The sequence below is a fragment of the Luteibacter sp. P1_D3 genome (genome assembly GCF_056406135.1).
Genome location: NZ_JBFUAT010000002.1, coordinates 70,506 through 92,887, shown reverse-complemented (window position 1 = coordinate 92,887; position 22,382 = coordinate 70,506). Strand labels below are relative to the sequence as shown.

At 65.4% G+C, this 22,382-nt stretch carries 18 protein-coding genes; 11 read left to right on the top strand and 7 right to left on the bottom strand.

Going from position 1 to position 22,382, the window contains the following annotated elements:
• The first annotated feature begins 291 nt into the window (after positions 1-291).
• The 5 genes from AC1DYM_RS02485 to ssb all read left to right on the top strand — a co-directional run bounded on the left by AC1DYM_RS02485 (position 292) and on the right by ssb (position 5,417).
• A complete protein-coding gene (locus AC1DYM_RS02485) occupies positions 292-843 on the top strand; it encodes a fimbrial protein (protein WP_477335631.1) in 552 nt (183 codons plus the stop codon).
• Between the two features lie 20 nt (positions 844-863).
• The gene (locus AC1DYM_RS02480) at positions 864-1,601 is read left to right on the top strand and encodes a fimbrial biogenesis chaperone (protein ID WP_477335629.1); all 738 of its coding nucleotides are present in this window, start codon (positions 864-866) and stop codon (positions 1,599-1,601) included.
• Entirely contained in the window at positions 1,594-4,074 is a 2,481-nt protein-coding gene (locus tag AC1DYM_RS02475; RefSeq protein ID WP_477335627.1) for a fimbria/pilus outer membrane usher protein, read from the top strand. The genes AC1DYM_RS02480 and AC1DYM_RS02475 overlap by 8 nt, the downstream gene beginning before the upstream one ends.
• A complete protein-coding gene (locus tag AC1DYM_RS02470; protein WP_477335625.1) occupies positions 4,071-4,622 on the top strand; it encodes a fimbrial protein in 552 nt (183 codons plus the stop codon). Before AC1DYM_RS02475 ends, AC1DYM_RS02470 begins: the two co-directional genes overlap by 4 nt.
• A 186-nt stretch (positions 4,623-4,808) precedes the next feature.
• A complete protein-coding gene (gene ssb, locus AC1DYM_RS02465; RefSeq protein WP_477335623.1) occupies positions 4,809-5,417 on the top strand; it encodes a single-stranded DNA-binding protein in 609 nt (202 codons plus the stop codon).
• A 55-nt stretch (positions 5,418-5,472) separates the two neighbouring features.
• Here ssb and AC1DYM_RS02460 read toward each other — a convergent pair whose 3' ends face one another.
• Positions 5,473-6,555, bottom strand: coding sequence for a redoxin domain-containing protein (locus tag AC1DYM_RS02460; protein ID WP_477335621.1), 1,083 nt, complete (start codon positions 6,553-6,555; stop codon positions 5,473-5,475).
• Positions 6,556-6,760: 205 nt separating this feature from the next.
• Between AC1DYM_RS02460 and AC1DYM_RS02455 the strand changes: the two genes are divergently transcribed.
• Positions 6,761-8,485, top strand: coding sequence for a M1 family metallopeptidase (locus AC1DYM_RS02455; protein ID WP_477335619.1), 1,725 nt, complete (start codon positions 6,761-6,763; stop codon positions 8,483-8,485).
• A 27-nt stretch (positions 8,486-8,512) separates the two neighbouring features.
• On the opposite strand, the gene AC1DYM_RS02450 is transcribed toward AC1DYM_RS02455, so the two are convergent.
• Both AC1DYM_RS02450 and AC1DYM_RS02445 read right to left on the bottom strand, forming a co-directional pair.
• The gene (locus AC1DYM_RS02450; RefSeq protein ID WP_477335617.1) at positions 8,513-9,076 is read right to left on the bottom strand and encodes a hypothetical protein; all 564 of its coding nucleotides are present in this window, start codon (positions 9,074-9,076) and stop codon (positions 8,513-8,515) included.
• Positions 9,077-9,085: 9 nt separating this feature from the next.
• Positions 9,086-10,213, bottom strand: a complete 1,128-nt coding sequence (locus AC1DYM_RS02445) for an aminotransferase class I/II-fold pyridoxal phosphate-dependent enzyme (RefSeq protein WP_477335615.1) — start codon at positions 10,211-10,213, stop codon at positions 9,086-9,088.
• A 126-nt stretch (positions 10,214-10,339) separates the two neighbouring features.
• Between AC1DYM_RS02445 and AC1DYM_RS02440 the strand changes: the two genes are divergently transcribed.
• Complete coding sequence (locus AC1DYM_RS02440; RefSeq protein ID WP_477335613.1) at positions 10,340-11,218, top strand: EamA family transporter; 879 nt, start codon at positions 10,340-10,342, stop codon at positions 11,216-11,218.
• Positions 11,219-11,266: 48 nt separating this feature from the next.
• On the opposite strand, the gene AC1DYM_RS02435 is transcribed toward AC1DYM_RS02440, so the two are convergent.
• Complete coding sequence (locus AC1DYM_RS02435; RefSeq protein ID WP_477335611.1) at positions 11,267-14,182, bottom strand: autotransporter family protein; 2,916 nt, start codon at positions 14,180-14,182, stop codon at positions 11,267-11,269.
• A gap of 314 nt (positions 14,183-14,496) precedes the next feature.
• Here AC1DYM_RS02435 and AC1DYM_RS02430 point away from each other — a divergent pair, with 314 nt between their 5' ends.
• The 4 genes from AC1DYM_RS02430 (at position 14,497) to ligD (ending at position 18,737) form a co-directional block, all read left to right on the top strand.
• On the top strand, positions 14,497-14,733 hold the full coding sequence (locus tag AC1DYM_RS02430; RefSeq protein WP_159894709.1) for a hypothetical protein: 237 nt from the start codon (positions 14,497-14,499) through the stop codon (positions 14,731-14,733).
• 145 nt (positions 14,734-14,878) lie between these two features.
• Positions 14,879-16,786 (top strand): CocE/NonD family hydrolase, encoded by a 1,908-nt coding sequence (locus tag AC1DYM_RS02425; protein WP_477335609.1) that lies wholly within the window; start codon positions 14,879-14,881, stop codon positions 16,784-16,786.
• Between the two features lie 75 nt (positions 16,787-16,861).
• Positions 16,862-17,860 carry a non-homologous end joining protein Ku gene (gene ku, locus AC1DYM_RS02420; RefSeq protein WP_477335607.1) on the top strand — a complete coding sequence of 333 codons (999 nt, stop codon included), beginning with the start codon at positions 16,862-16,864 and terminating at the stop codon, positions 17,858-17,860.
• 4 nt (positions 17,861-17,864) lie between these two features.
• Positions 17,865-18,737, top strand: a complete 873-nt coding sequence (gene ligD, locus AC1DYM_RS02415; protein WP_477335605.1) for a non-homologous end-joining DNA ligase — start codon at positions 17,865-17,867, stop codon at positions 18,735-18,737.
• Positions 18,738-18,785: 48 nt separating this feature from the next.
• Here ligD and AC1DYM_RS02410 read toward each other — a convergent pair whose 3' ends face one another.
• The 3 genes from AC1DYM_RS02410 to fucP all read right to left on the bottom strand — a co-directional run bounded on the left by AC1DYM_RS02410 (position 18,786) and on the right by fucP (position 22,281).
• Positions 18,786-20,006 (bottom strand): AGE family epimerase/isomerase, encoded by a 1,221-nt coding sequence (locus AC1DYM_RS02410; protein WP_477335603.1) that lies wholly within the window; start codon positions 20,004-20,006, stop codon positions 18,786-18,788.
• Positions 20,003-20,983, bottom strand: coding sequence for a carbohydrate kinase family protein (locus tag AC1DYM_RS02405; RefSeq protein ID WP_477335601.1), 981 nt, complete (start codon positions 20,981-20,983; stop codon positions 20,003-20,005). Before AC1DYM_RS02405 ends, AC1DYM_RS02410 begins: the two co-directional genes overlap by 4 nt.
• A gap of 71 nt (positions 20,984-21,054) precedes the next feature.
• Positions 21,055-22,281, bottom strand: a complete 1,227-nt coding sequence (gene fucP / locus AC1DYM_RS02400) for an L-fucose:H+ symporter permease (RefSeq protein WP_477335955.1) — start codon at positions 22,279-22,281, stop codon at positions 21,055-21,057.
• Positions 22,282-22,382 lie beyond the last annotated feature (101 nt).

Genomic DNA, 22,382 nt, shown 5'->3' with positions numbered 1-22,382 from the left:
TTCGTGTGCGACAAATCGGCCCCCAGTATAGGGTCTGCTCAGGTGGATTGGCCGTGCAGGCCAAGGGAATCCGCAAAAATGACGGTTCCGGGCGGGCGTGCCGGGCCGGGCCGGCATGTTCTCGTGCCCTGGCTCGGGCAGCCCCGGCGCGCTTCGGGACCCCTCACATGGCACGGGATGTCCACTCGCCCGCAAGCGGGTCGTGCGACGGCTCGCGTTTCAGCGCGCGCGTATCGATGGCGCCGGGTCATGCGCAGAGACTGACCGTCCCCCACCGAGAAGGTCGCTGCCATGAACGTGTTCGTTACTTCGTCACTCGCTGTCGCGCTCGTTGCGATACCTGCATCGCCCGTGCTGGCTGCCAATGACGGGACCATCGACATCACCGGCCGCATCACGGCCACGACATGTCTGGTGGAGGGGAAGCCGCCGGGGTCGGGAGCTGCCACGAAAGCGGTCGATTTCGGCGACATCAGTGCGGGCAACCTTGTCGCCGCGGGTCAGACCGCCGGTGATCGCGGGTTCCAGATCCGGATCGGCGGCAATGAGGAGTGCCTGGATGGCGTGCTGGCGAAGATCCGTTTCGATCCGGCCAGCCCCTCACTCGACCGGGCGACCGGCCGCCTCAATATCGATGCGGGCGCCGATGCCGCGAAGAACGTGCAGATCCAGATTGCCAATGCCGACGGCACACCGATCAACCTGTACACCGAAGACTCGCAAGTCGCGACGATCGCATCGAACGGCGCCGTGATACCGCTGATCGCGCGTTACTACAGCACGGGTAAAGCCGAGAAGGGTACGGCGAACTCGCGCGTCGGCTTTCAGGTCGTCTACCAGTGAGGGGTCGCGCCCGGACCATCATGAGCCTTGCCCTGGTCTGTGTCGGCGTGGTCGGCGAGACGAGGGCAGGCGTCGTCATCGGCGGCACGCGAGTCGTGTTTCCGGGCGCCAGTCGCGACATCGCAGTTCGAATCGAGAACAAGGGCCAGGAGCCCGCGCTCGTCCAGGCGTGGATCGACGACGGTGACGCTCGATCCACGCCGGAGAACGCGCGCGCACCGTTCGCCATCACGCCGCCGGTATTCCGCATCGACCCCGGACGCGGACATGCCTTGCGTATCGTCCATGTCGCCGGGCGTCCGCCGTCGGATCGTGAAGTGTTGTACTGGCTCAACGTGCTCGAAATTCCCCCGAGTCCGGAAGAAGCAGCGGCGACCAATACGTTGCAATTCGCCTTCCGGCACCGGCTCAAGCTGTTGCATCGGCCGTCTGGCCTTTCCATCGCGCCTGCTGGCGCACCGGGTTTGCTGACGTGGTCGGTCGAGCGCGTTGGCGCGCTGTTCCAGCTGCGTGTCGTCAATCCCTCGCCCTATGTCATCTCGTTCAACGACGTTGAGATCGCCGCCAGCGGTACCTCGAGTAAGCCCGTCTCGCTCGGTGGGGGCATGGCCATGGCGAAGGGCCAGACATCGTGGCCGTTGCCGAAAGGCATGTCTCCCACAGCCGCAGCGGCGGTGACGTTCGCCACGATCAACGACTACGGCGCGGTGATTCCCGCGGCGGCAAAGGTCACCGCTGACGCGGTGGCCGATGACTGAAGCAAGCGCATCCCGGGGCGGTGGCTCGCGCCGCCTGCGCGCCTGTATGTGGCCGGTCACCGTCACCTTGATTCTCGGCGTGACGCGCGTCGAAGCCGGGACCGATGCACCGCCCGTCGGCAAGACGGTCCAGTTCAATCCCGCATTTCTTCCAGGTGGTCACGCGATGAAGATCGACCTTTCCCGTTATACCCGCGGCAATCCGGTCATGGCTGGCACCTACGATGCCGACGTGTGGTTGAACGGTGAGTGGCAGTGGCGCCGTCGTGTTCGTTTCGCCACCGAGGACGAGGCGTCCGACGCGATCCCCTGTGTGTCGCGTGCGGACCTGGTGTCATTCGGTGTCACGCTTCCGGCGAGTCTTGCGACGGACGACGAGGGCTGTCGTCCGCTGTCCGATCATCTTCCCGGCGCAACGTCGCGTTTCGACGTGAGCGAGCAACGGCTGGACATCGAAGTGCCGCAGGCATCGCGTGCGCGTCGGCGTTCCGGTCTGGTGCCGCCCGTGCAGCGAGACGCGGGCGTGGCGTCCGGGCAGCTCGGCTGGCACGCCAACCTGCATCGCAACACGATGGGCAAGCATTCGCGCACGGCGCGGTTTCTGGCGCTCGAGGCCGGGATCAATGCAGGGGACTGGCGTCTGCGTAGCGCGGGAGCATGGAGCGCATCGCGCTACCGACGTCGCCATCTGTACGTCGAGCGGCAGATCGAGGCCTGGCGATCGCAGTGGCGGGCGGGCGAGTTCGTCGTGTCCGATGGCAGCTTTGCGCCCGTTCGCGTGCATGGCATGAGCGTTGCGAGCGACGCACGCATGGAGGACGACGCTGGCTCTGGCTACAAACCGCGGGTACGCGGCGTGGCGCGGACACACGCTGTCGTCCGCGTGAGTCAGGCCGGCGTGCTCCTGCGAGAACTCTCGGTTACGCCCGGTCCCTTCATCATCGACGACCTCCAGGGCTTCGGGCGCGGCGGCCACCTGGAAGTCACCGTCGAGGAGGAAGACGGTGGTCGCACGTCGTTTCGCGTACCGTTTTTCGCGATGCCCGATCTGCTCGGCGAAGGGCGCACGTCCGCTTCGATGAGCGTGGGTCGTGGGGTGACAACGCGAGGTCGTGGTGGCGCGCTGGTGCAGGCGAGCTGGCGACGCGGCCTGCCGCGGGACACCACCCTCTATAGCGGCTGGCGTGGCTGGGCCGGTAGTCACTCGATCCTGTTCGGAGCCGCCGTCGATACCCTGGCTGGCGCCTTTGCCGTCGACTTCACCGGTACCCGTACCGCGCGTTTCTCGTCATTCTCCCGGCCGGCGCGCAGCAGGGCGTGGCGCGTTCGCCACGGTCGGCGTTGGCACGACGGGACGAGCATGTGGGTCAGCCTCGCGCGCGAGCGGGGCGGTGCCCTGCCGGGTACCGGTCAACGTCGGTCCCCTGGCCAGGTCGGCGATGCCGGCGAGGAGCGACTGGACATCGTGCTGCAACGTGAGTTGCCCGCTGGCAACGGTGCGCTCACCGCGAGTAGCGACCTGCGCCGAACGAAGCATCGCTCGGGGTCGCACCGGCCCCGAACGGAAACATCCGTCGCGTTCGCATGGACGCGTGGATGGCGACGGGCCACGCTGGATGTGTCCTTGCGCCACGCGGCTAACGACGTGAGCGCGCGTCTCGGTGTGTCGATTCCGTTGGGTTGGGCACCGACCGCACCGACGCTGACTCTGGCCGGACAGGGCGCGCGTCACGATGCCAGTCGCATCCAGCTCGGTGTCATGGGCGTGACGGGCAGGGAGCGCGAAGTGGGCTACGGCGCCTTCCTCGCACAGGACGCGGGAGGCGATCGAGCCATCGGCCTGTCGGCGTCGCACCTGTCGGGCGGCGGTGAATCGAGTGTCGCCGTCGATCGGAGTCGTGGCGCGCACGCCGAGTCGTTCGCGACGTCCGGAGGGCTCGTACTTCACCGCGACGGCATCACGCGAACGCAGCGAGTCGGGGAGGCGATGGCTCTCGTGCATGCGCCGGGAGCGGTGGGTGCGCGTTTGCCCTCCGCGACGGGCGTCCGGCTCGATCGACGTGGTTACGGTGTGGTACCCCAACTGGCTCCCTTCCGATGGAACCCCATCGAGATCGACCCGGCGGGATTGTCGCTGGACGTGAGCCTGCTTTCGACACGCCGACGTGTCGCGCCCACGGCAGGGGCCCTGGTTCTATTGCCGTTCGACACCGATGTCGGGCGCACCGCATTGCTGGTGGCGCGCCAGGCGGACGGCGCTCCGCCGCCGTTCGGTGCCGATGTTCTGGATAGCGAGGGACGTTCGGTCGGCGTGGTGGGCCAGGCGGGCAACATCTTCGTCCGCAACGTCGTGCCAGGTGCGGCGCTCACGGTCCGCTGGGGCAGGCGGACGCAGGACCAGTGCATCGTTCGCATGGAAACCGATGGCGAGGCTGCCCTTGGCCTGACGCGGCTGACGGGGGTGTGCGAATGAGCGGGCGACGTTGCGGCCCGGTCGCCTCGGGCATGCTCGGTTTCCTTATCCTGCTTGCACTGCCCTCCGGCAAGGCCAGCGAGGTACGCAGGCAGGCTCCGCCCGGGCGGTCGGCGGACACCCTCCAGTTCGATGTCGTCGGCACGGTCACGCCGTCCTGTTCGCTCGTCGCCAACCGGATCCGTATCGATCTGGGCAGCGTCGCCGTCTCCGAGCTGCCCTCGGTCGGCGAGGGCAGCCGTTGGCAATCGGCGGCGTTCATCGGCGCGGACTGCGTCGGCGCCACCCATGCCCTGGTCACCGTTCACGCCACGGCGGCGGTGGAGGATCCCCGTTACCTGGCGACGATGGGGGACGCTCGAGGGGTGGCCATCGCCTTGCGCACGGGTGCGGGCCAAGCCGTCTTGCCCGACGGGACCACGCCTGTGCGCTTCGACCTGGCAGGGGTCTCGCCGGAACTTCGCTTCGAGGCACGGTATGTCAGGGTCGGCCGACTCCAGCCCGGGAATGCTCCCGGCGTGGCACTCGTGCAGATCACATGGGAATGAGACTGGCGCGGCGGCGCGCAGGGGCTCGCGCCCACGCCGAAGGGTTTGCGGTCGGGGCGGCCATCGCCCAAACTACCCGGTCCGCCCCCGTTGGCCCGCGCGTCGCGCAGGCTGGCTGGCTATGATGGGTGGGAGCGCCCGCCCGGTCCGGGCCGGCGTCCGAAGACACGTTTACGAGGGAAATCCATGGCACGCGGTATCAACAAGGTCATTATTGTCGGCAACCTCGGCGCGGATCCCGAGACCCGGTACACCGGCAGCGGCACGGCGATCACCAGCCTGCGCATCGCCACGTCCGAAGCCTGGACCGACAAGTCCTCCGGCGAAAAGCAGGAGCGCACCGAGTGGCACCGCGTGAAGCTGTTCGGCAAGCTGGCTGAAATCGCCGGTGAGTACCTGAAGAAGGGTCGTCAGGTTTACATCGAAGGCTCGCTGCGTACCGACAAGTACACCGACAAGGATGGCGTCGAGCGCTATTCGACCGACATCATCGGCAACGAAATGCAGATGCTCGGCGGCAATGCCGGCGGTGAAGGCGGCGGCGGTGGCGGTGGCGGATTCGGCGGCGGCCAGGGTGGCGGTGCTCGTCCCCAGCAGGCACGTGCGGGCGGTGGTGGCGGTGGTGGYGGCAACTACGGTGGTGGCGCGGGTGGCCAGCAGCGTGGCGGCGGCAACTTCGGCGGCGGTTCGCGCGGCGGCGACGACTACGGTCAGCCCCGCGGCGGCAATGCGCCCCCGCAGCGCTCGGCTCCGCCGGTCAACGAAGGTTTCGATGACGACGATATTCCGTTCTGATCGACCGACACGGTTCGTCCGAAAAGGCAGAGCAGTCGCTCTGCCTTTTTTTTGATCATCCGAAGGTAAAGGCAAACACCTCCGCCCCTGGTTCCAGGAACTCGATCTCGAACGTTCGATCGTCAATGGGGGCCTTCTGCCGGATGAGTTGATACAGGCGCTGGCCGTCGATCGTCCCGTTGCCCTGCTCGTCCGTATCCGCGCCATGATTGCTGCCTGGCGGCTTGCCATCGATGAGCACGCGGAAATGCAGTGGTGAGCCGCGTGTCGCGGGGCCCGCCACCAGATGCAGGTCGCGCGCATGGAAGCGGAAAAGAAGCCGCCCGTGGGCTTTGCGCACCGTGGTCGCTTCGGCGCCCATGCTCCAGTCGCCGGCGAGCGCCCAATCGTTGAGATCGAGCGGCGTGGGTGCCGTGTAGGCGTGCCGCGCGTCCGGCACGGGGCCGCCGGGCGACGCAAATCGTTCCGTCCGTGCGTAACCCAGGTAGGTTTCGGGCGATTTCACGTTGTCCCAGTCGGGCGCCGCCTCGGCGCCATCACCGCGTACGCTCACGAGGCTACGGTCGACATGGGAGGTGCCCGCCTCGGCCAGGAGTGCCTGTATCGCGCGTTCGGTCTGGTCGTAGTCACCTTCGCCGAAGTGGTGATAACGGATGCGCCCTTCGGCATCGATGAGATAGATCGCTGGCCAGTACTCGTTCTGAAAAGCATTCCATACCCGGTGTCCGTTATCGACAGCGATGGGGAACGAGATCGCATGACTCGCCAGGGCGTCACGCACGTTGTCGAGGCGTTGTTCGAAAGCGAACTCCGGTGACTGCACGCCGATGACGACGAGCCCCTGCGCCTGGTACTTCGTGGCCCACGCACGGAGATAGGGAAGCGGTCGCAGCGAGTTGATGCACGAGAACGTCCAGAAGTCGACGAGGACGACTTTCCCGTGAAGGCCGGAGGCGGTCAGGGCGGGCCCGTTGAGCCATGACGTCGCACCGCTGAGTGCTGGCATCCGGCCCTCGACGGGAAGCGCTCCGGTGGCGGATGCCGCAGGTGCATCGATGCCAGGGCCAGGGTGGGCGTGGGTGACACCCACGACCAGGGAGCACGCCACCCACAAGGAAAGGAGCTTGACTGTGTTCACAACGACCTCGATGTGCCTGGTTCTATCGACGTCGCACTGTGAATCACCGGGGATCGCATTGGCTTGCACGAACCACCGATCGATCCGTCTGCCCGGCTCTACATGGAACCGCCATCCGCGTCATACCCCTCTAAAGACCGATGACGACACACGCGAGGGTCAGTATGGTTGCCCGGTCCCCGCTTCCCCGACGGCCTATTCGATCATGCGTAACACGTTCCTGCTCGGCGCCAGCCTCGCACTCAGCACTGTCGCCTGCACGCCCTCGGCACCGGCCATCCCGCCGGGCCCGCCGCCCCTGACCGACCTTACCGTCAATTCCGGCGCGCCCCGTGCACCGGAACAGCTGGCGGTGACCTTCGAACATGCCGACCTGAGCTTTCGCGTCGATCCCGTGCGCCATTGGCTCGAGGGCGACGCGAAGCTGACCTTCGCGGCGACCGCCCCGCTGCATCGGGTCGTGGTCGACCTCGACCGTAACCTGCCCATCGACCAGGTCGACGTCGACGGCAAGCCGTTACCGCGCACCGCTTACCGCAACCCGGAGGGGCGCCTCGAGATCGATCTCCCGCAGCCCCTCGAGAAGGGGGCTCGTACCACGGTTCGGGTCATTTACCATGGTAGTCCCCATGTCGCGGTCCATGCGCCGTGGGACGGTGGATTTGTCTGGGCAAAGACACCCGATGGCCAGCCGTGGGTCGCCACGGCCGTGGAAGGAGAAGGTTGCGACCTGTTCTGGCCCTGCATCGATCATCCGATGGGGCGTCCGAAACTGGTCGACGAGCACGTCACGGTACCGGCGCCGCTCGTGGCGGTTGGCAATGGTGTTGCCGTCGGCATGGATGAGGTCAATGGCATGCGTACGTACCACTGGCGCAGTCACGACGTCAGCACGTACGGGGTTGCGCTGAACATCGCGCCATATCGCGAGCTGTCCGCGTCGTATGCGAGCCGTTTCGGTAACGTCATCCCGCTGCACTATTGGTATGTGGACGACGAGACGAAAGCACGCGCGCTGTTTGCCGAGTTCCCGCCGATGCTCGACTTCCTTGAAAGCACCATCGGTCCGTACCCGTTCGCGGCGGAGAAGATGGGCGTCGTCGAAACGCCCTTCAAGGGCATGGAGCACCAGACCGTCAACGCCTACGGCAATGCCTACGCCAAGACCGCCTACGGCTACGACGACCTGTTACAGCACGAGCTTTCGCACGAGTGGTTCGGCAACCAGATGACGAATGCCAACTGGGACGACATGTGGCTGCACGAAGCCTTCGCGACGTACATGCAGCCGCTCTATGCGCAGTCCATCGGCGGCACGCAGGCCTATTTCGCCAGCCTGATGAAGCTCCGCAGCGGACTGGCCAACCACCATCCCATCGTCTCGGGGAAATCACGCCGCGAGGAAGATGTCTACGAGGATAAGCGCGGCGGTCCCGGTCAGGACATCTACAGCAAGGGTGCCCTGGTCCTGCACACCCTGCGCAACCTCATCGGTGACGAGGCGTTCTATCGCTCGGTGCGTCTGCTGGTCTATGGAACCGAGCACCCCGTACCCGGCAATATCTCGCCGCGCTATGCCACCACGACCGACTTCATCGACATCGTCGACAACGTGACCGGTCAGGACCTGCACTGGTTCTTCAATGTCTATCTTTACCAGGCGGCGCTACCCGACCTTCAGCTGACTCGTGACGGACAGGTACTGCACCTGACCTGGGTGGTGCCGGGCAACGGGCCCTTCCCRTTGCCCGTGGACGTCCGTGTCGACGATCACGTGCTGACCTTGCCCATGACAGGCGGCAAGGGCGAGCTGACGTTACCCGAGCACGCGACTTATACGATCGACCCCGACTCGAAACTGCTCCGTCGTGATGTCGGCATCGAGGCGTACAGGGAGTACGTCAAGAAGCGCAAGGCGGAAGATCGTTAAGCGTCGTTTCTGGCCAGGCATCGGAATCTATTCGGTCATGAGGCTCTTCAGGCCGCTGAAGACGTAACCTTCCGATTCAAGGTCGAGATAGACGATGCTCGCCCGAGGACCGATCTTCACGCCGGGCTGGATATCCGCGGCATGCATGGCCAGGGACGTGACGTCCCTGGCAGGCACGGTAAAGACGACGCCAAGCTGTTCGAGCGCCTGCATATCCCCGATGGCGGGATTTCCCTGGCCATCATGGAGGCGGCGATAGCTGGCGTCGGTCAGGGCCATCTCGGCGTGGCTGCCATTCAAGACGACCACGATGGCACGATGCCTGGCGTCGATGCCGTACGAGGCGTAGTCCGCAATAAGGGCGGCGAGTGCGCGCAAGCCGGGATTGAAGCCGAGGGCGGCATCGTGAGAGGTGTTCATGTCGAAGACGAACTTGTAGGTGTGCCCAGGCGACGGCCGGCCCGGCGCTTCGCGCGACTCCTCCTGGGTCACTCCGTTCTGCGTGCTCGCCGCCATCGCCGGGTTATCCGCGCCGACCACGGTGGCAAGGACCGCCAACAGAGAACCAAAGGCCGTGTTTTTTCCAGACATGTCTTGTCCTCAGCGTCGCAGGTAGTCGTCGAGTGCGGCCACCGCCTCGGCGCAATCGGCGCGGCCGAAGCCGATACGAAAACGGTCGGTCGGTGTCGGAGCCAGTTCGGATCGGTAGTGCTCGGCGGGTAACAGCAGTACGCCTGCCTGTTCGACGAGGTCGGCTGCGAATGACTCGACACTGCCGGGCCCGAGATAGCGTGGATAGGCCACGCAGCCGCCGTCCGGCCGATACCACGCGAAGTGCTCCGGCCACTCGGCGAAGAACGCATCGAGGACCGTGAGATTCTTGCCGACGATCTGGCGGTTTCGATCGAGGATCGTCGCGCGTGCCTTGAGGGCGATCAGTGCCAGCTGTTCCGACGGGCCGGCGTTGCAGATCGACAGGTAGTGCTTGTACCGCTCCATCTTCTGCAGGAGTGCACGATCGGCGCAGGCGATCCAGCCGACGCGAAGTCCTGGCAGGCCATAAGCCTTCGACATGACACCCAGCGAGATGCCGCGCTCGTAGCGGTCGGCAGCCTGCGGCAGGTGCTCGGTACCCGGCGGACCGAGCGGGCGGTACACCTCGTCGCTGAAAAGCCAGATACCTTGCTTGCGACATAGCGCCACCAGCGCGTCGTAGCGATCACGCTCGAGGATCTTGCCCGTCGGGTTGTGCGGGAAATTGATCGAGATCACCCGCGTGTTTGGCCGGATGGCGGCGGCTACGCGGTCGATGTCGAGCGACCAGCCATCGTCAGGATCCAGGGCAACGCCGGTGACCTCGCAGATCGACAGCGGCACGGTCTCGGCCGACTGGTAGTTCGGCGTTATCACGATGGCGTGGTCGTCCGTACCCAGAAGGACGCGCATGGCGATGTAGATGCCTTCCTCGGCACCAGCGAAGCAGAGGATGTCATCGGCGCCGCGCGTGTCGTAAAGACCGGCGATCGCCTCGCGCAAGGCTGGCGCTCCGTAGGTCTGCGTGTAGCCCAGGTGCAGGGACGAAAAGGCATCGCGGTCGGCCGGTTCCGCCAGGGCGAGCAGTTCGTCGACCCGCAGGCTCTCGGCGTCCGACGCCGTCAGGTGGTAACGCGCCGCGAACTCCCAGCGCGAGAAGTAGGTTTCAAGACGGAAGTCGGGCAGGGCGGTCATGGCGATGGTCGCTCGGGCGGGATCGATGTGGACTATATGTCCATCATAAACAAAATGTCTAGCATCCGTGTCAGGAGTCGCGCCCATCCCATGGGCGCGCTTCGCGGCAACGGCTAAAGTGCATGCATGACTTCCCCACGTTCCTCTCTCTGGCTGCCGGCCCTCGCCGTGCTCGGTTCGGTCACCTCGCTGTGCATCGGCACGTCGTTCGCGAAGAAGCTCTTTCCGCTGATCGGTGCCGAAGGTACGTCGGCATTGCGCGTCGGTTTCTCCGCGCTGGTCCTGCTTCTGTTCTGGCGCCCGTGGCGTTGGCCGTTGAGCCGCCGTGACGCGGGTTTCGTCATTCGTTATGGGCTGACGCTCGGCGTCATGAACCTGCTGTTCTACCTGGCGCTGAGGACGATTCCTTTCGGTATCGCCGTGGCGATCGAGTTCAGCGGCCCGCTCGCCGTGGCGATGATCGCGTCGCGTCGTGCGGTGGACTTCGTCTGGTTGGCTAGTGCGATCACCGGCCTGATGATGCTGCTGCCGTTCGGACACAACAGCACGCTGGATCCGACGGGCGTGATGTTCGCGCTCGGCGCGGCCGTCTGCTGGGCGCTCTACATTCTCTTCGGCAAACAGGCCGGGCATCTGCATGCGGGACAATCGGTGTCGCTCGGCCTCGTCGCGGCGAGTCTCGTCGTCGTGCCTTATGGCGTGGCGCACGCGGGCACCAGCCTGCTCGACCCGATGATCCTGCTGGCCGGCCTGGGTGTGGCGATCGTATCGAGTGCGATCCCCATGTCGCTGGAGATGATGGCGCTCAAGCGGCTGCCCAGTGAGACCTTCGGCATCATGGTCAGCCTGGAGCCGGCCGTCGCATCGTTGTTGGCGATGCTGCTGCTCGGCGAGCACCTGGCCAGCGGCCAGTGGCTGGCCATCGGTTTCATCGTGCTGGCGTCCGTCGGAAGTACGGTCACGGCACGCAGGGCGCGTCCCCAGGCGGTCGAGTTCGCCGGTTGAAGCGAGCCCGGGGGCGCTTACTGACGCCGCACCCCGGGCTCCTTGCCGTCACCAGGCCTTGCGGATACCGATGGATCCGGTCACGCGGCGGTACCGATGGGCACCGAAGCGGGTTTCCACGTCCGTCCATACACGCCAGCCGCTGCTGCGCATGAAGGCGACACCCAGCTTCAGCCCGTAGCTGTTGCGCGGGACGCCGGCGTTGAACGCCTCGTTGCCGAATTGCGTGGCATCGAGACGGCCGAGACGTCGGATCCAGTTCGCCGCGAAGTAGGGTGACGCGACGTGACCGTTCGGCGTGTTCCAGCGTGCGGCCGTTCGCACACCGAGTCGCGCGGTGATGCCACTGCCATGCAGCGGCGCGACGCGCGTGCCATTGGCTTCGCGGTGGGCGCCACCGCGGAGCCGCGTGCTGAGGATCTGCGCCTGCGGTTCGATGTACGTGTCGGTGTCGCGGGTCACCGCCTGGCGCCAGCGGTGCCCCGCCTCCAGGCTCGCCGTGAGCATGCCGCTGCCGTAGCGCTCGGCGGCGAGGGCATCGCCTTCCACTCGCTGATTGACGTGGGCGTACTGGGTCCAGCCGCGGATGTAGGTGCCGTCGTCGCCACGAAACCCGCCGTAGATCCCGCCAGCGGCACCACGGACCCGCCCCTTGGCGGCGTAGTGGGTGAGGAGGGAGGTGCCGCGCGTGTCGGCCTGGCCGACAGCCGCCATGACGCCGACGTGCGCCTCGTTGTCCGCGTCGCGGAACAGGTCGGCGCCGAACGTGAGTTCGTTGGCCGACGCGGTCGTGGTCAGTTGGTTGCCGATATCGAACGACGTGTGGCGGCGGTCGAAACGGGCCCATACGGTGTGATGAGCACCATCGCGCTCATCGTCCTCGCCAGCGCCCGGGCCGCCCTGGAACATCTCGAGGGCAACCATCTGGTTCGCCCGGTAGGTGCCGACTTCGGGACGCAACACGCGCGGGAGCACGACGGGATCCGGATCGACCTCGGGGTCGGGTGTCTCGGGTGTGACCGGGGGATCGATCACGGCCGGATCGACGGTCTCGGGTTCCAGCGACGAACGCAGATACCAGTGGCCGTCATTCGCCGCGCTGAGCGCACCTTGATGCAGGAAGTATTCGTGCGCACCGGCGACGACACGGCCAGCGAGTTCGAAGCGACCGTTCGAGCTACCGTCGACCTGTACCAGCCGGATGCCGTCTTTCGTGTAGTCGCCGACACCGTTGAGCGCATCTACGGCGATGAAGCTGCTTCCGGCGGTGCTGCCCATGATGTGTAACAGGTCGGAGGGCGATGTGTCGTCGCCGAGGCGGCTGCGCATGCGGAACAGGGCCTGGTTGCCCTCGTAGTCACCCGCAACGGTCAGCGTGGCAAAGGTGCCGGGCGCTGAGGCGAACGTCACCACGCCGTGGTCACTGTCGAGACGGCCGACCCGGCTGTCGCGCCCGACCGCCCAGTGGCCGGCGTCCTCGAGCGTGAGGTCGCGAACGATGTTGGTGCCGCCCAGCCACATGGCGCCGCTACGGATCGTCAGCGAGGCCTTCGTGGCATCCGGCGTGGGTGTGCCCGTCTCGTCCGCAAGACGGATGTCGCCGACGGCCTGGCTCTTGCCGTCCAGCATGATAGTGAAGGGCGTCGTCGACGTCGGATACACGTCCACGAAGGCTGCGCCACCCAGGACGGCGCCACCACTGATGCGGACCTTGGCAGGGTTGTGCAGGCGAAGCGCGGCAGCCTGCTGGCTCTCGATCGAGCCACCCTGCACCGTCAACGACCCGCCTTCGCTCACGTCGGCGCCGTACGCGGCGACGCCGGTGGTCTTGACGTGGGTGCGGTTGGCCACGATCGACGCCTTCCACGCGCTCAGGCCGTTGGCGTACATCCCGCTGGTGAGGATGTCGGTGTCGTTGAGCGTGATGCGGCCGCCCGTCCTCGCATCGGCGCCGTTCGCGGTCCGGCCTGCGGTCGTGATGTGCGTCCGTGTGGCATCGACGTTTGGCACGCGCCCCGTGAAGTCCCCGCCCATCGCCACGATGCCGAAGGACTGGTTGCCACGAGTGGTGATCGTTACATCGGTCAGATTGATCGACCCCGCGCGACTGTCGATGCCCGCGGCATTGAAACCGGCGGTGTCGATTTCGGTTCCGTTGACTGTCGCCAGGCCGAGATTCGCTCCTGCGATGCCGGCCGCCTGGCGTCCCGTGGTCTGCCAGCGGCCACCTGTCACCGTAATGAGGCCAGCTCCGTCGCCGGCGTGCAGCGCGCTGGCGCCGTCGCCAGAGGTCGTGATCGACGTGTCAGTAAGGACGGCTGTCACCGTCCTTGAGACGAGCACGCCGTTGGCGCCGCTGCCCTGGGTTTCGATCGAAGCCTTCTGTGCCCGCAGCGCAGCCGCTTGACCGTGTGCCGCCAGGCCATGGGCGCCGGTGTTACGCGTGGAAATCCGGGTGGACCCGACAGAGAACTGAGCGCCGCCCTCGGCGAGGATGCCGATGGCCCCGTAGCCCGTGGTGGCGATACTGCCCCCGACGAACTCGCCCTGCACGTTGGCGCCGTCGAATCGAACGCCATGAGCGCTTCCCCCCTCGGTACCAATGGTCACATTGGTGAGCTTGCTCGGTGTCGACCCACCGATCAGTGCACCGTAAGAGCCATTGCCCGTCGTACGCAGCTCCCCGCCAGTCAGGGTGAGCAGACTCCCGGTGCCTTCGGTTCGAATGGCATGCGCGTTCTCTCCGGACGTCTTCAGGGTGATATCCGTACCGGTCGCCGCCCCGCCATTCTTGACCCAGACAGCGGGAACGCTCGGTAGAACGGTCTCCCAGGATCCTGCGGGAATATCAAAATCCGTCCCGTCGACAACCCAGGGTGGTCCTTCGGTGCCCACGGCGGGCTGCGCAAATGCGGCGATAACTGCCGCCAGATATCGGGTTTTAAACGTTTTTTCCTTAGCCACACACCTTCTCCTGGTCAGGCGACCGAACCGAGCGTCCGAATCGCAATTTCTGGCTGACAAGGCTAGGGGCTGGCTTATGGAGGCGGAAGGCGATTATTCTGAAAAAAGCGTGCGATTACGTCACGCTTGCTTCACCAGACATCTACGCTTCATCATGATCGTTGCAATCTTGTCGCGTCTGTCTTCGCACGGGCACGCCAGGGATGAAACCATTTATCATCTGCACGCGCGGCGAAAGCCGTGGAGGGCCCGCCAACCGGTGGGTATCCGCCGTCGCGCTTGCGCCTATACATAACAACTGAGGAGCCAAACCTATGAAGATTGCTTCGATCACTGCCCTTGCCTTCGTCGCTGCCGCCATGCTCTCCGCTTGCAACAAGAGCGAAGACGCGACCCCGGCCGCTCCGGCCGCCGCCGCCACGGCTCCGGCCGCTGCTGCAACCGCTCCGGCGGCTGCTCCGGCTGACGCTGCTCCGGCTGCTGCCACGACCGCTCCGGCTGCTGCCGGTACGGCCGCTCCGGCCGCTGCTTCGACCGCTGCTGGTCAGTAAGTAGTACGCAACACCGAACCCGCCGCTCCCTCGGGGGCGGCGGGTTTTTTATTGCCTGCGCGGCGGGTAGGGCAGGAGGCCATGGCCTCCGGGCGCGCGATACGGCAGGCTAGAAGGGTTTCGTCCCCATGCCATAGGAATGCCCATGTCGCATCGCTCGTTGCTTCCCATGCTCGCCCTGTCACTGGCCGTCGCCACCGGACTCGCCGCGGCGCAGACCGCGCCGATGACGCCGGACATTCCGGCCCGGTTCGATGCCCCTACCGCTGCCAACGACTACGTCAAGCGCGTCGTCGAGATTCCCATGCGCGATGGGGTCAAGCTGCATACCGTCATCGTGATTCCAAAGAACGCGAAGCACGCGCCGATCCTGCTGACCCGCACCCCTTACAACGCCGACGGCCGCGCCGAGCGCGCCGGGGCGACGACCATGCGCGACCTGCTTCCCCAGGGCGACGAGGTGTTCGTCGATGCCGGCTACATCCGCGTGTTCCAGGACATCCGGGGCAAGTACGGTTCGGAAGGCGACTACGTGATGACCCGCCCGCTGCGCGGACCGCTCAACGCGTCCGAGGTCGACCATTCCACCGACGCCTACGACACGATCGACTGGCTGACGAAGAACCTGCCAGAGTCCAACGGCAAGGTCGGCATGATCGGCTCGTCGTACGAGGGCTTCACCGTGGTGATGGCCCTGATCAATCCGCACCCGGCGTTGAAGGTCGCCGCGCCGGAAAGCCCGATGGTCGACGGCTGGATGGGTGACGACTGGTTCCACTACGGTGCCTTCCGCCAGACGAATTTCGACTACATCGCGGGACAGAACGCCAAGCGCGGCAAGGGCGCGGAAATCACCCGGGCCGGCTACGACGATTACACGAATTTCCTCGCCGCGGGCTCGGCAGGCGACTACGCGAAGGCGGCGGGGCTGGACCAGCTTCCGTACTGGCGCAAGCTCAGCGAGCATCCCTCCTACGACGCCTACTGGCAGGGCCAGGCACTCGACAAGGAGATGGCGAAGCAGCCTCTCAAGGTGCCCACCATGTGGCTGCAGGGCCTGTGGGACCAGGAGGACATGTGGGGCGCGATCCATAGCTACGAAGCCGTGGAGCCGAAGGACAAAGGCAATGACAAGAACTACCTCGTCATGGGTCCATGGCGGCATAGCCAGGTCAACTACAGCGCGTCCTCCCTGGGCGCGCTGAACTGGGACGGCGACACCGCCCTGCAGTTCCGTCGCGACGTGCTGCTCCCCTTCTTCAACCAGTACCTTGTCGACGGCGCGCCGAAGGCGAAAACCCCACCGGTTCTCATCTACAACACAGGTGAGAACCATTGGGATCGTTTCACCTCGTGGCCGCAGGCGAAAGGCACGAAGCCCCTCTATCTCACGGCCAACGGCGGCCTGTCGTTCACCGCGCCGGACGCGTCCGCGCCGAAGTTCGACGAGTACGTGTCCGATCCGGCGAAGCCGGTGCCCTATGTACCCCGCCCGGTTCGCTTCACCGATCGCACCTCGTGGACGACCTGGCTGGTCCAGGACCAGCGCTTCGTGGACGGACGTCCCGATGTCCTCACCTACGTGACCCAGCCGCTCACCGCCCCGCTGCGCGTGGCCGGCGCGCCGCAGGTGAACCTGTACGCCTCGACCAGCGGGACGGACAGCGACTGGGTGGTCAAACTGATCGACGTCGCGCCGGAGACCGACACGACGGCGCCCGCCATGGGCGGTTATGAACTGGCCATCTCGATGGACATCTTCCGTGGCCGCTACCGCGAGAGTTTCTCGGATCCGAAGGCGATCACCCCGAATACCCCGCTGGAGTACACGTTCGGCCTGCCGACGGTCGACCACACCTTCCTGCCCGGCCACCGCGTCATGGTGCAGGTGCAGTCGTCGTGGTTCCCGCTCTACGACCGCAACCCACAGACCTACGTGCCGAACATCTTCTTTGCGAAGCCGTCGGACTACCAGAAGGCGACCCAGCAGGTGTGGCATGCGCCGGGTACGGCCAGTGCGATCCAGCTGCCGGTGGTGGAAGGCAACAAGTAGGGATCGGGGCGCCTTGGCGTCCCCTGCACGCCGGCCGGGCGATCCTCGACCTCCCCGAGGCTCGAGGATCGCCCCATGGCCCGTCCCATCTGGACCGGTACCCTGTCGTTCGGTCTGCTCAACGTGCCCATCCGGCTGATGTCCGGCGAGCGCCGTAGCGACATCCATTTCCGCATGCTCGACCAGCGTAGCAATACGCCCGTGCGCTACGAGCGGGTCAATGCCGACACCGGCGAAGAGGTGCCCTGGAAGGACATCGTCAAGGCCTTCGAGTATCAGAAGGGTAGCTACGTCGTCCTCGAAGAAGAGGACATCAAGAACGCCGCCAGCGATGCCCACGAGACCGTCGAGATCGACACGTTCGTCGACGCCGGCCAGATCGCGCCGGCCTACTTCGAAAAGCCCTACATCCTCCTCCCTGCGAAGAAGGCCGAGAAGGGGTACGTGCTTTTGCGCGAAACGCTGAAGAAGACCAACAAGATCGGCATCGCGCGCGTGGTCATCCGCACCAAGGAATACCTCGCCGCCGTCCTCCCCCAGGGCGAGGCGTTGGTCCTCAACATCCTGCGTTACGAGTCGGAAATCGTCGACGCTGACGATTTCGAGCTACCGGGGAAGTCCACGACCGACTACCGCATTTCGCCCCGCGAGATCGACATGGCCAGGGACCTCATCGACTCCATGTCGAGCGACTGGAAGCCCGGCGACTATCGCGACGACTTCCGCGACAAGTTGCGCGCGGTCATCGAGAAGCGGCTCAAGAGCAAGGGCGTCACGGCGACCATCGAAGAGGACGACCGCACGCCCGAAAACGCGACGACCAATGTCGTCGACTTCATGGCCTTGCTGAAAAAAAGCCTGGGCGCGAAGACCCGTACGCCGGCGAAGAAGACGATCGAGGCGACGAAGAAGGCAGCAAAGTCGGCGCCTGCAAAGAAAGCGGCCGGCAGGAAAGCGCCGGCGAAGGCGGCGACTGCCAAGGTCGCGACGGCCAAGAGCACGACAAAGAAGAAGGGCGCCCCCGCCAAGACGGCCGCGCGGAAAACGCCAGCCACGCGTCGAAAGGCGGGCTGACGCCATGGAGCCGCTGATCGTTGACGGCGTCGCCATCACCCACCCGGATCGGGAGGTGTTCGACGAGGGCGGTCCGACCAAGGGCGATGTCGCCACCTACTACGAAGCGGTGGCACCGCACATGCTGCCCGAGCTTCGCGGCCGACCGCTATCGGTCGTCCGCTGCCCTCGGGGCACCAGCGGAGCCTGTTTCTTCCAGAAGCACCATGCCAGTGCGCTCGGCAGGCACGTCAAGGCGGTAGCACTGAAAGAGAAGGACGGCGGCGACGCGGAGTATCTGTATGTCGACGATGTCGAAGGCGTGCTTGAGCTCGTCCAGATGAACACGCTCGAGTTCCATCCCTGGGGCGCCCGCGTGGACAAGCCCGATCAACCCGATCGACTCATCTTCGACATCGATCCGTCTGAGGGCGTCAACTGGAAAGCCATCGTGACCTGCGCACGCGAGATCCGCGAGCGACTCCAGGGCCAGGGCCTGGAAAGCTTCGTCCGCACCTCGGGTGGCAAAGGCCTGCACGTGGTCGCGCCCTTCCGGCGTGGTCCGGCATGGGGCAAAGTCAAAGCCTTCTGCGAAGGCATCGCGGACGCGATGGTCGCCGACAGTCCGCAGAGCTACATCGCCGAAGCGAGCAAGACCAAGCGCGAGGGACTGATCTTCATCGACTGGCTGCGCAATACGCGCGGCGCCACGAGTGTCACGGGATGGTCGTTGCGTGCGCGTCCGGGGGCCCCGGTGGCGATGCCGTTGCGCTGGGACGAGATCGCCCGGCTGAAGGGCGGGGGTGCCTTCGACATGTCGAAGGCCCTGAAGCGGGCCAGGTCGAGCGAGACGGATCCGTGGGAAGGCATCGCGTCGTTGAAGCAGGCGTTGCCGTGACATCGGTGCGAGGGCAGTAGCCGCTCGCACCGATGCATGGCATTACGATTATTTCGACTGCATGCGGCGGAGCGAGGCCATGATTTCGTAGCAGGCGCCCATCGTGTGATAGTCGGTCTTGCCAGCAGGGCTCTTCTCGTCGTCGTACTTCTCGTTCTTGCGATTGAGGATGCGATACCACGCACCGTACGTGTGGTCGACGAAATGCTCCCAGCTGTAGGCCCAGATCTTTTCGTAGGCTTCGTCGTATTTCGCTTCGCCCGTCGTCTCGAATAGCAGCTGGGCCGCACCGAGCGATTCGGCCTGCACCCAGAAGTACTTGTCGTCGTCGCAGACGTCGCCTTCGGGCGAGAAGCCGTAGGCGATGCCGCCGTATTCGGTGTCCCAGGCCTTGTCGAGCGCCTCGTCGAACAGGTGCTTCGCGGTCGGTACCAGCCAGCTCTTATGCTTCGGCGTGCCCTTGGTGTAGCGATCGAGCATCATCAGCAGCTTCGCCCATTCGGTCTGGTGACCGGGTTGGAAGCCCCATGGGCGGAACAGGTGCTTGGGATTATCGAGGTTGTATTCCCAGTCGATCGTCCAGTCGCTGTGGTAGTGCTCCCACACCAGCTTCTGCGGCGTCAGGCCGGCCTGGCGCTGGGTCATGTTCTCGGCCAGCAGCAGGGCGCGATCGAGGTAGCGGTCGTCCTTCGTGGCTTCCCACGCGGCGATCATTGCCTCGGTCATGTGCATGTTCGCGTTCTGGCCGCGGTAACCGGTGAAGTTCCAGTCCTTGTCGGCCTCGTCGCGGTACAGGCCGTAGTCCGGCTCCCAGTAACGCTTCTCGAGCAGGTCCCAGATCTCACCCTGCCAGGCTTTCGCTTCGTCGAAGCCGACCTTCACGCCGCACGAATAGGCCAGCAGCATGAACGCGAGACCGTAGCAGTGGTTCATCTGGTCGTCGCGCTTGCCGTCGGCGATCGTCCAGGCGTAGCCGCCGGTCTCGGGATTCAGGTGCACGTTGCGCAGGTATGTCAGACCATGCATCGCAAGGTCTTTGTCTTCCGGCTTCTTGAATTCAAGGTAAGCCATGGCGTGGTTGAAGACGAAGCGCGTGCTCGACACCAGGTGCCGGTGGCTGCGGTCGAAAACCGAGCCGTCGTCCTTGAAGTACTGGAAGAAACCGCCGGCCGTGTCGACCTCGTTCGGCTTGTAGAAAGCCATGGTCTTGGCGACGTGGTCGCGCAGTACATCCACGTTGTGAAAATCGGGGAGGGGGTAGTTCGTCATGCGTGCTTCTCCATGAAGGCCCTGACTTCGGCCTGGTCGGGAATGGCAGTAAACGAGCCCTTGCGGGTGGCGGTGATCGCACCACAGGCTGCGGCGAAGCGGATCAGATCGTCGAGGCGGTCCGTGTCGGCAACCAGCGCGTCGAAGGTCGCGGGCGTGACATCTTCCGCGGCGAGGCGGGCCAGCAATCCACCGACGAAGGCGTCGCCCGCAGCGGTAGTGTCCACGGCTTCCACCGCATAGCCCTTCACGGTGGCGCGCGCCGAGCGGGAGAACCACTGCATCGGTTCCGCGCCGTCGGTGACCAGCAGCAGGCGGGCCTTACCGCGCCAGAGGCGTTCGAGCACGGCGTCGTCCGAGCCGGCACCGGCGTGGATGAAGGCGAACTCTTCGGCGCTCAGCTTGATCACGTCTGCTTCGGACAGCGCTTCCCACAACCGGGGCAGCGGTGCCTCGCTGGCTGGCCACAGGGCAGGGCGCAGGTTCATGTCGAAGCTGACCAGCGCACCAGCCGCACGTGCACGGCGCATGCCCTCGACCGTCGTCGCGGCGATCGCCGCTTCGGTGAGCGAGTTGGAGCAGACGTGGAAGATCGACAGATCCTCGAACGATTCCTTGCGGAAATGCTCGGGGCGGAACAGCAGGTCCGCGGCAGGCGGACGATAGAAACTGAAGCTGCGATCGCCCTTGTCGTCATGGGCGACGAAGGCCAGGGCGGTGCGTGCTTCATCGGTACGCGCGATGTCGTCCGTACCGACGCCAAGCTCGGTCAGGCTCTTGAAAAGAAAATCGCCAAACATGTCGCGTGCGAGCATGCCGGCAAAGCGGGCGTGGGCGCCGAGGCGTGCCGCGGCGACCGCGACATTGGCCGGCGCACCGCCGGCAAAGGGAACGAAAGCGGGAGGCTGACCGGCGCCGCCCTGGGGCTGTGCGTGGAAATCGATCAGCGCCTCGCCGAAGCAGAGGATGGAAGACATGCTGCGGCCTGTCCTTGGGGCAAGAAAGTACTACGCGACGGCCGGCACGAGGCCGGCCGTCGCCATGGGGCTTAACGCGCGACAGGCACCGAACGGACCTTGGAACCACTGAGGCCGTAGAACACGATGTAGGCGTAGCAGATGAGCGGGATGAAGAAGGCGTGCTGCAGGCCGATGTGATCGGCAACGATGCCCTGGAACCACGGAATCAGCGCGCCACCGACGATGGCCATGATCAGCAGGCTCGAGGCCTTGCCGGTCAGCGGACCCATGCGCTCGATGCCGAGCGAGAAGATCGTCGGGAACATGATCGAGTTGAACAGGCCGATGACCACGATGCTGTAGACGGCGACCGTGCCCGTCGTGACCATCGTCGTGATGACCAGCAGCATGTTGATCACGGCGAAAGCGGTGAGCAGCTTGCGCGGCGAGAAGCGGGCCAGCAGGGCCGAGCCGATGAAGCGGCCGACCATCGCGCCACCCCAATAGAACGCCACGTGGCTGGCGGCGATCTCACCCGACATGTTGCCGATCTCGGGCAACTGCAGGTAGTTGATCATGAAGCTGCCGATCGACACTTCGCCGCCGACGTAGAAGAAGATGCCGAGCACGCCGAAGAACACGTGCGGGGTCTTCAGGGCGTCCATCAGCGAGTGGTGGCTGTCGTCGGCCTTTTCGGTGGTCTCTTCGAGTGCCGGCAGCTTGAACAGGTACACGCCGACCGCCAGCAGCACCAGCACGATGGCCAGGCCGATGTACGGACCCTGCACCGTGGATGCTTCCTGGGCGCGGTAGGTGACCTGCTCCGCTGCCGAGAGCTTGGCGATGTCCGCGCTGCTCTTGACCGCGTTGGACAGGATCAGGAAACCGCCGAAGAACGGGGCCAGGAAGGTGCCGAATGAATTCAGCGCCTGCGCCAGGGTGAGGCGGCTGGAGCTGGTCTTCTCAGGGCCGAGCAGGGCGACGTACGCGTTGGCAGCCACCTGCAGCACCGTGATGCCCGTGGCGAGGATGAACAGCGCACCGAGGAAGAACGGGTAGAGGCGCATGCCGGCGGCGGGCCAGAACATGGCCGCGCCGATGCCGGCGACGATCAGGCCGAGGACGATGCTCTTCTTGTAGCCGAGGGCAGCGACGATCCTGCCCGCTGGCAGCGACATGATGAAGTACGCGCCGAAGAACGTGAACTGGATCAGGAGCGCCTGGGCGTAGTTCAGTTCGAACACGGCCTTCAGGTGCGGGATCAGGATGTCATTCAGGCAGGTCAGGAACCCCCACATGAAGAAGATCGTGGTCATCACGCCAAGCGCGAGCGGGAAATAGGTGTAGCGGGTGTCGCCGGCGCCCGTCGAATTCGACGAGTTGGGCAATGGCGTGGAAGCGGTAGCCATGGGGCGCT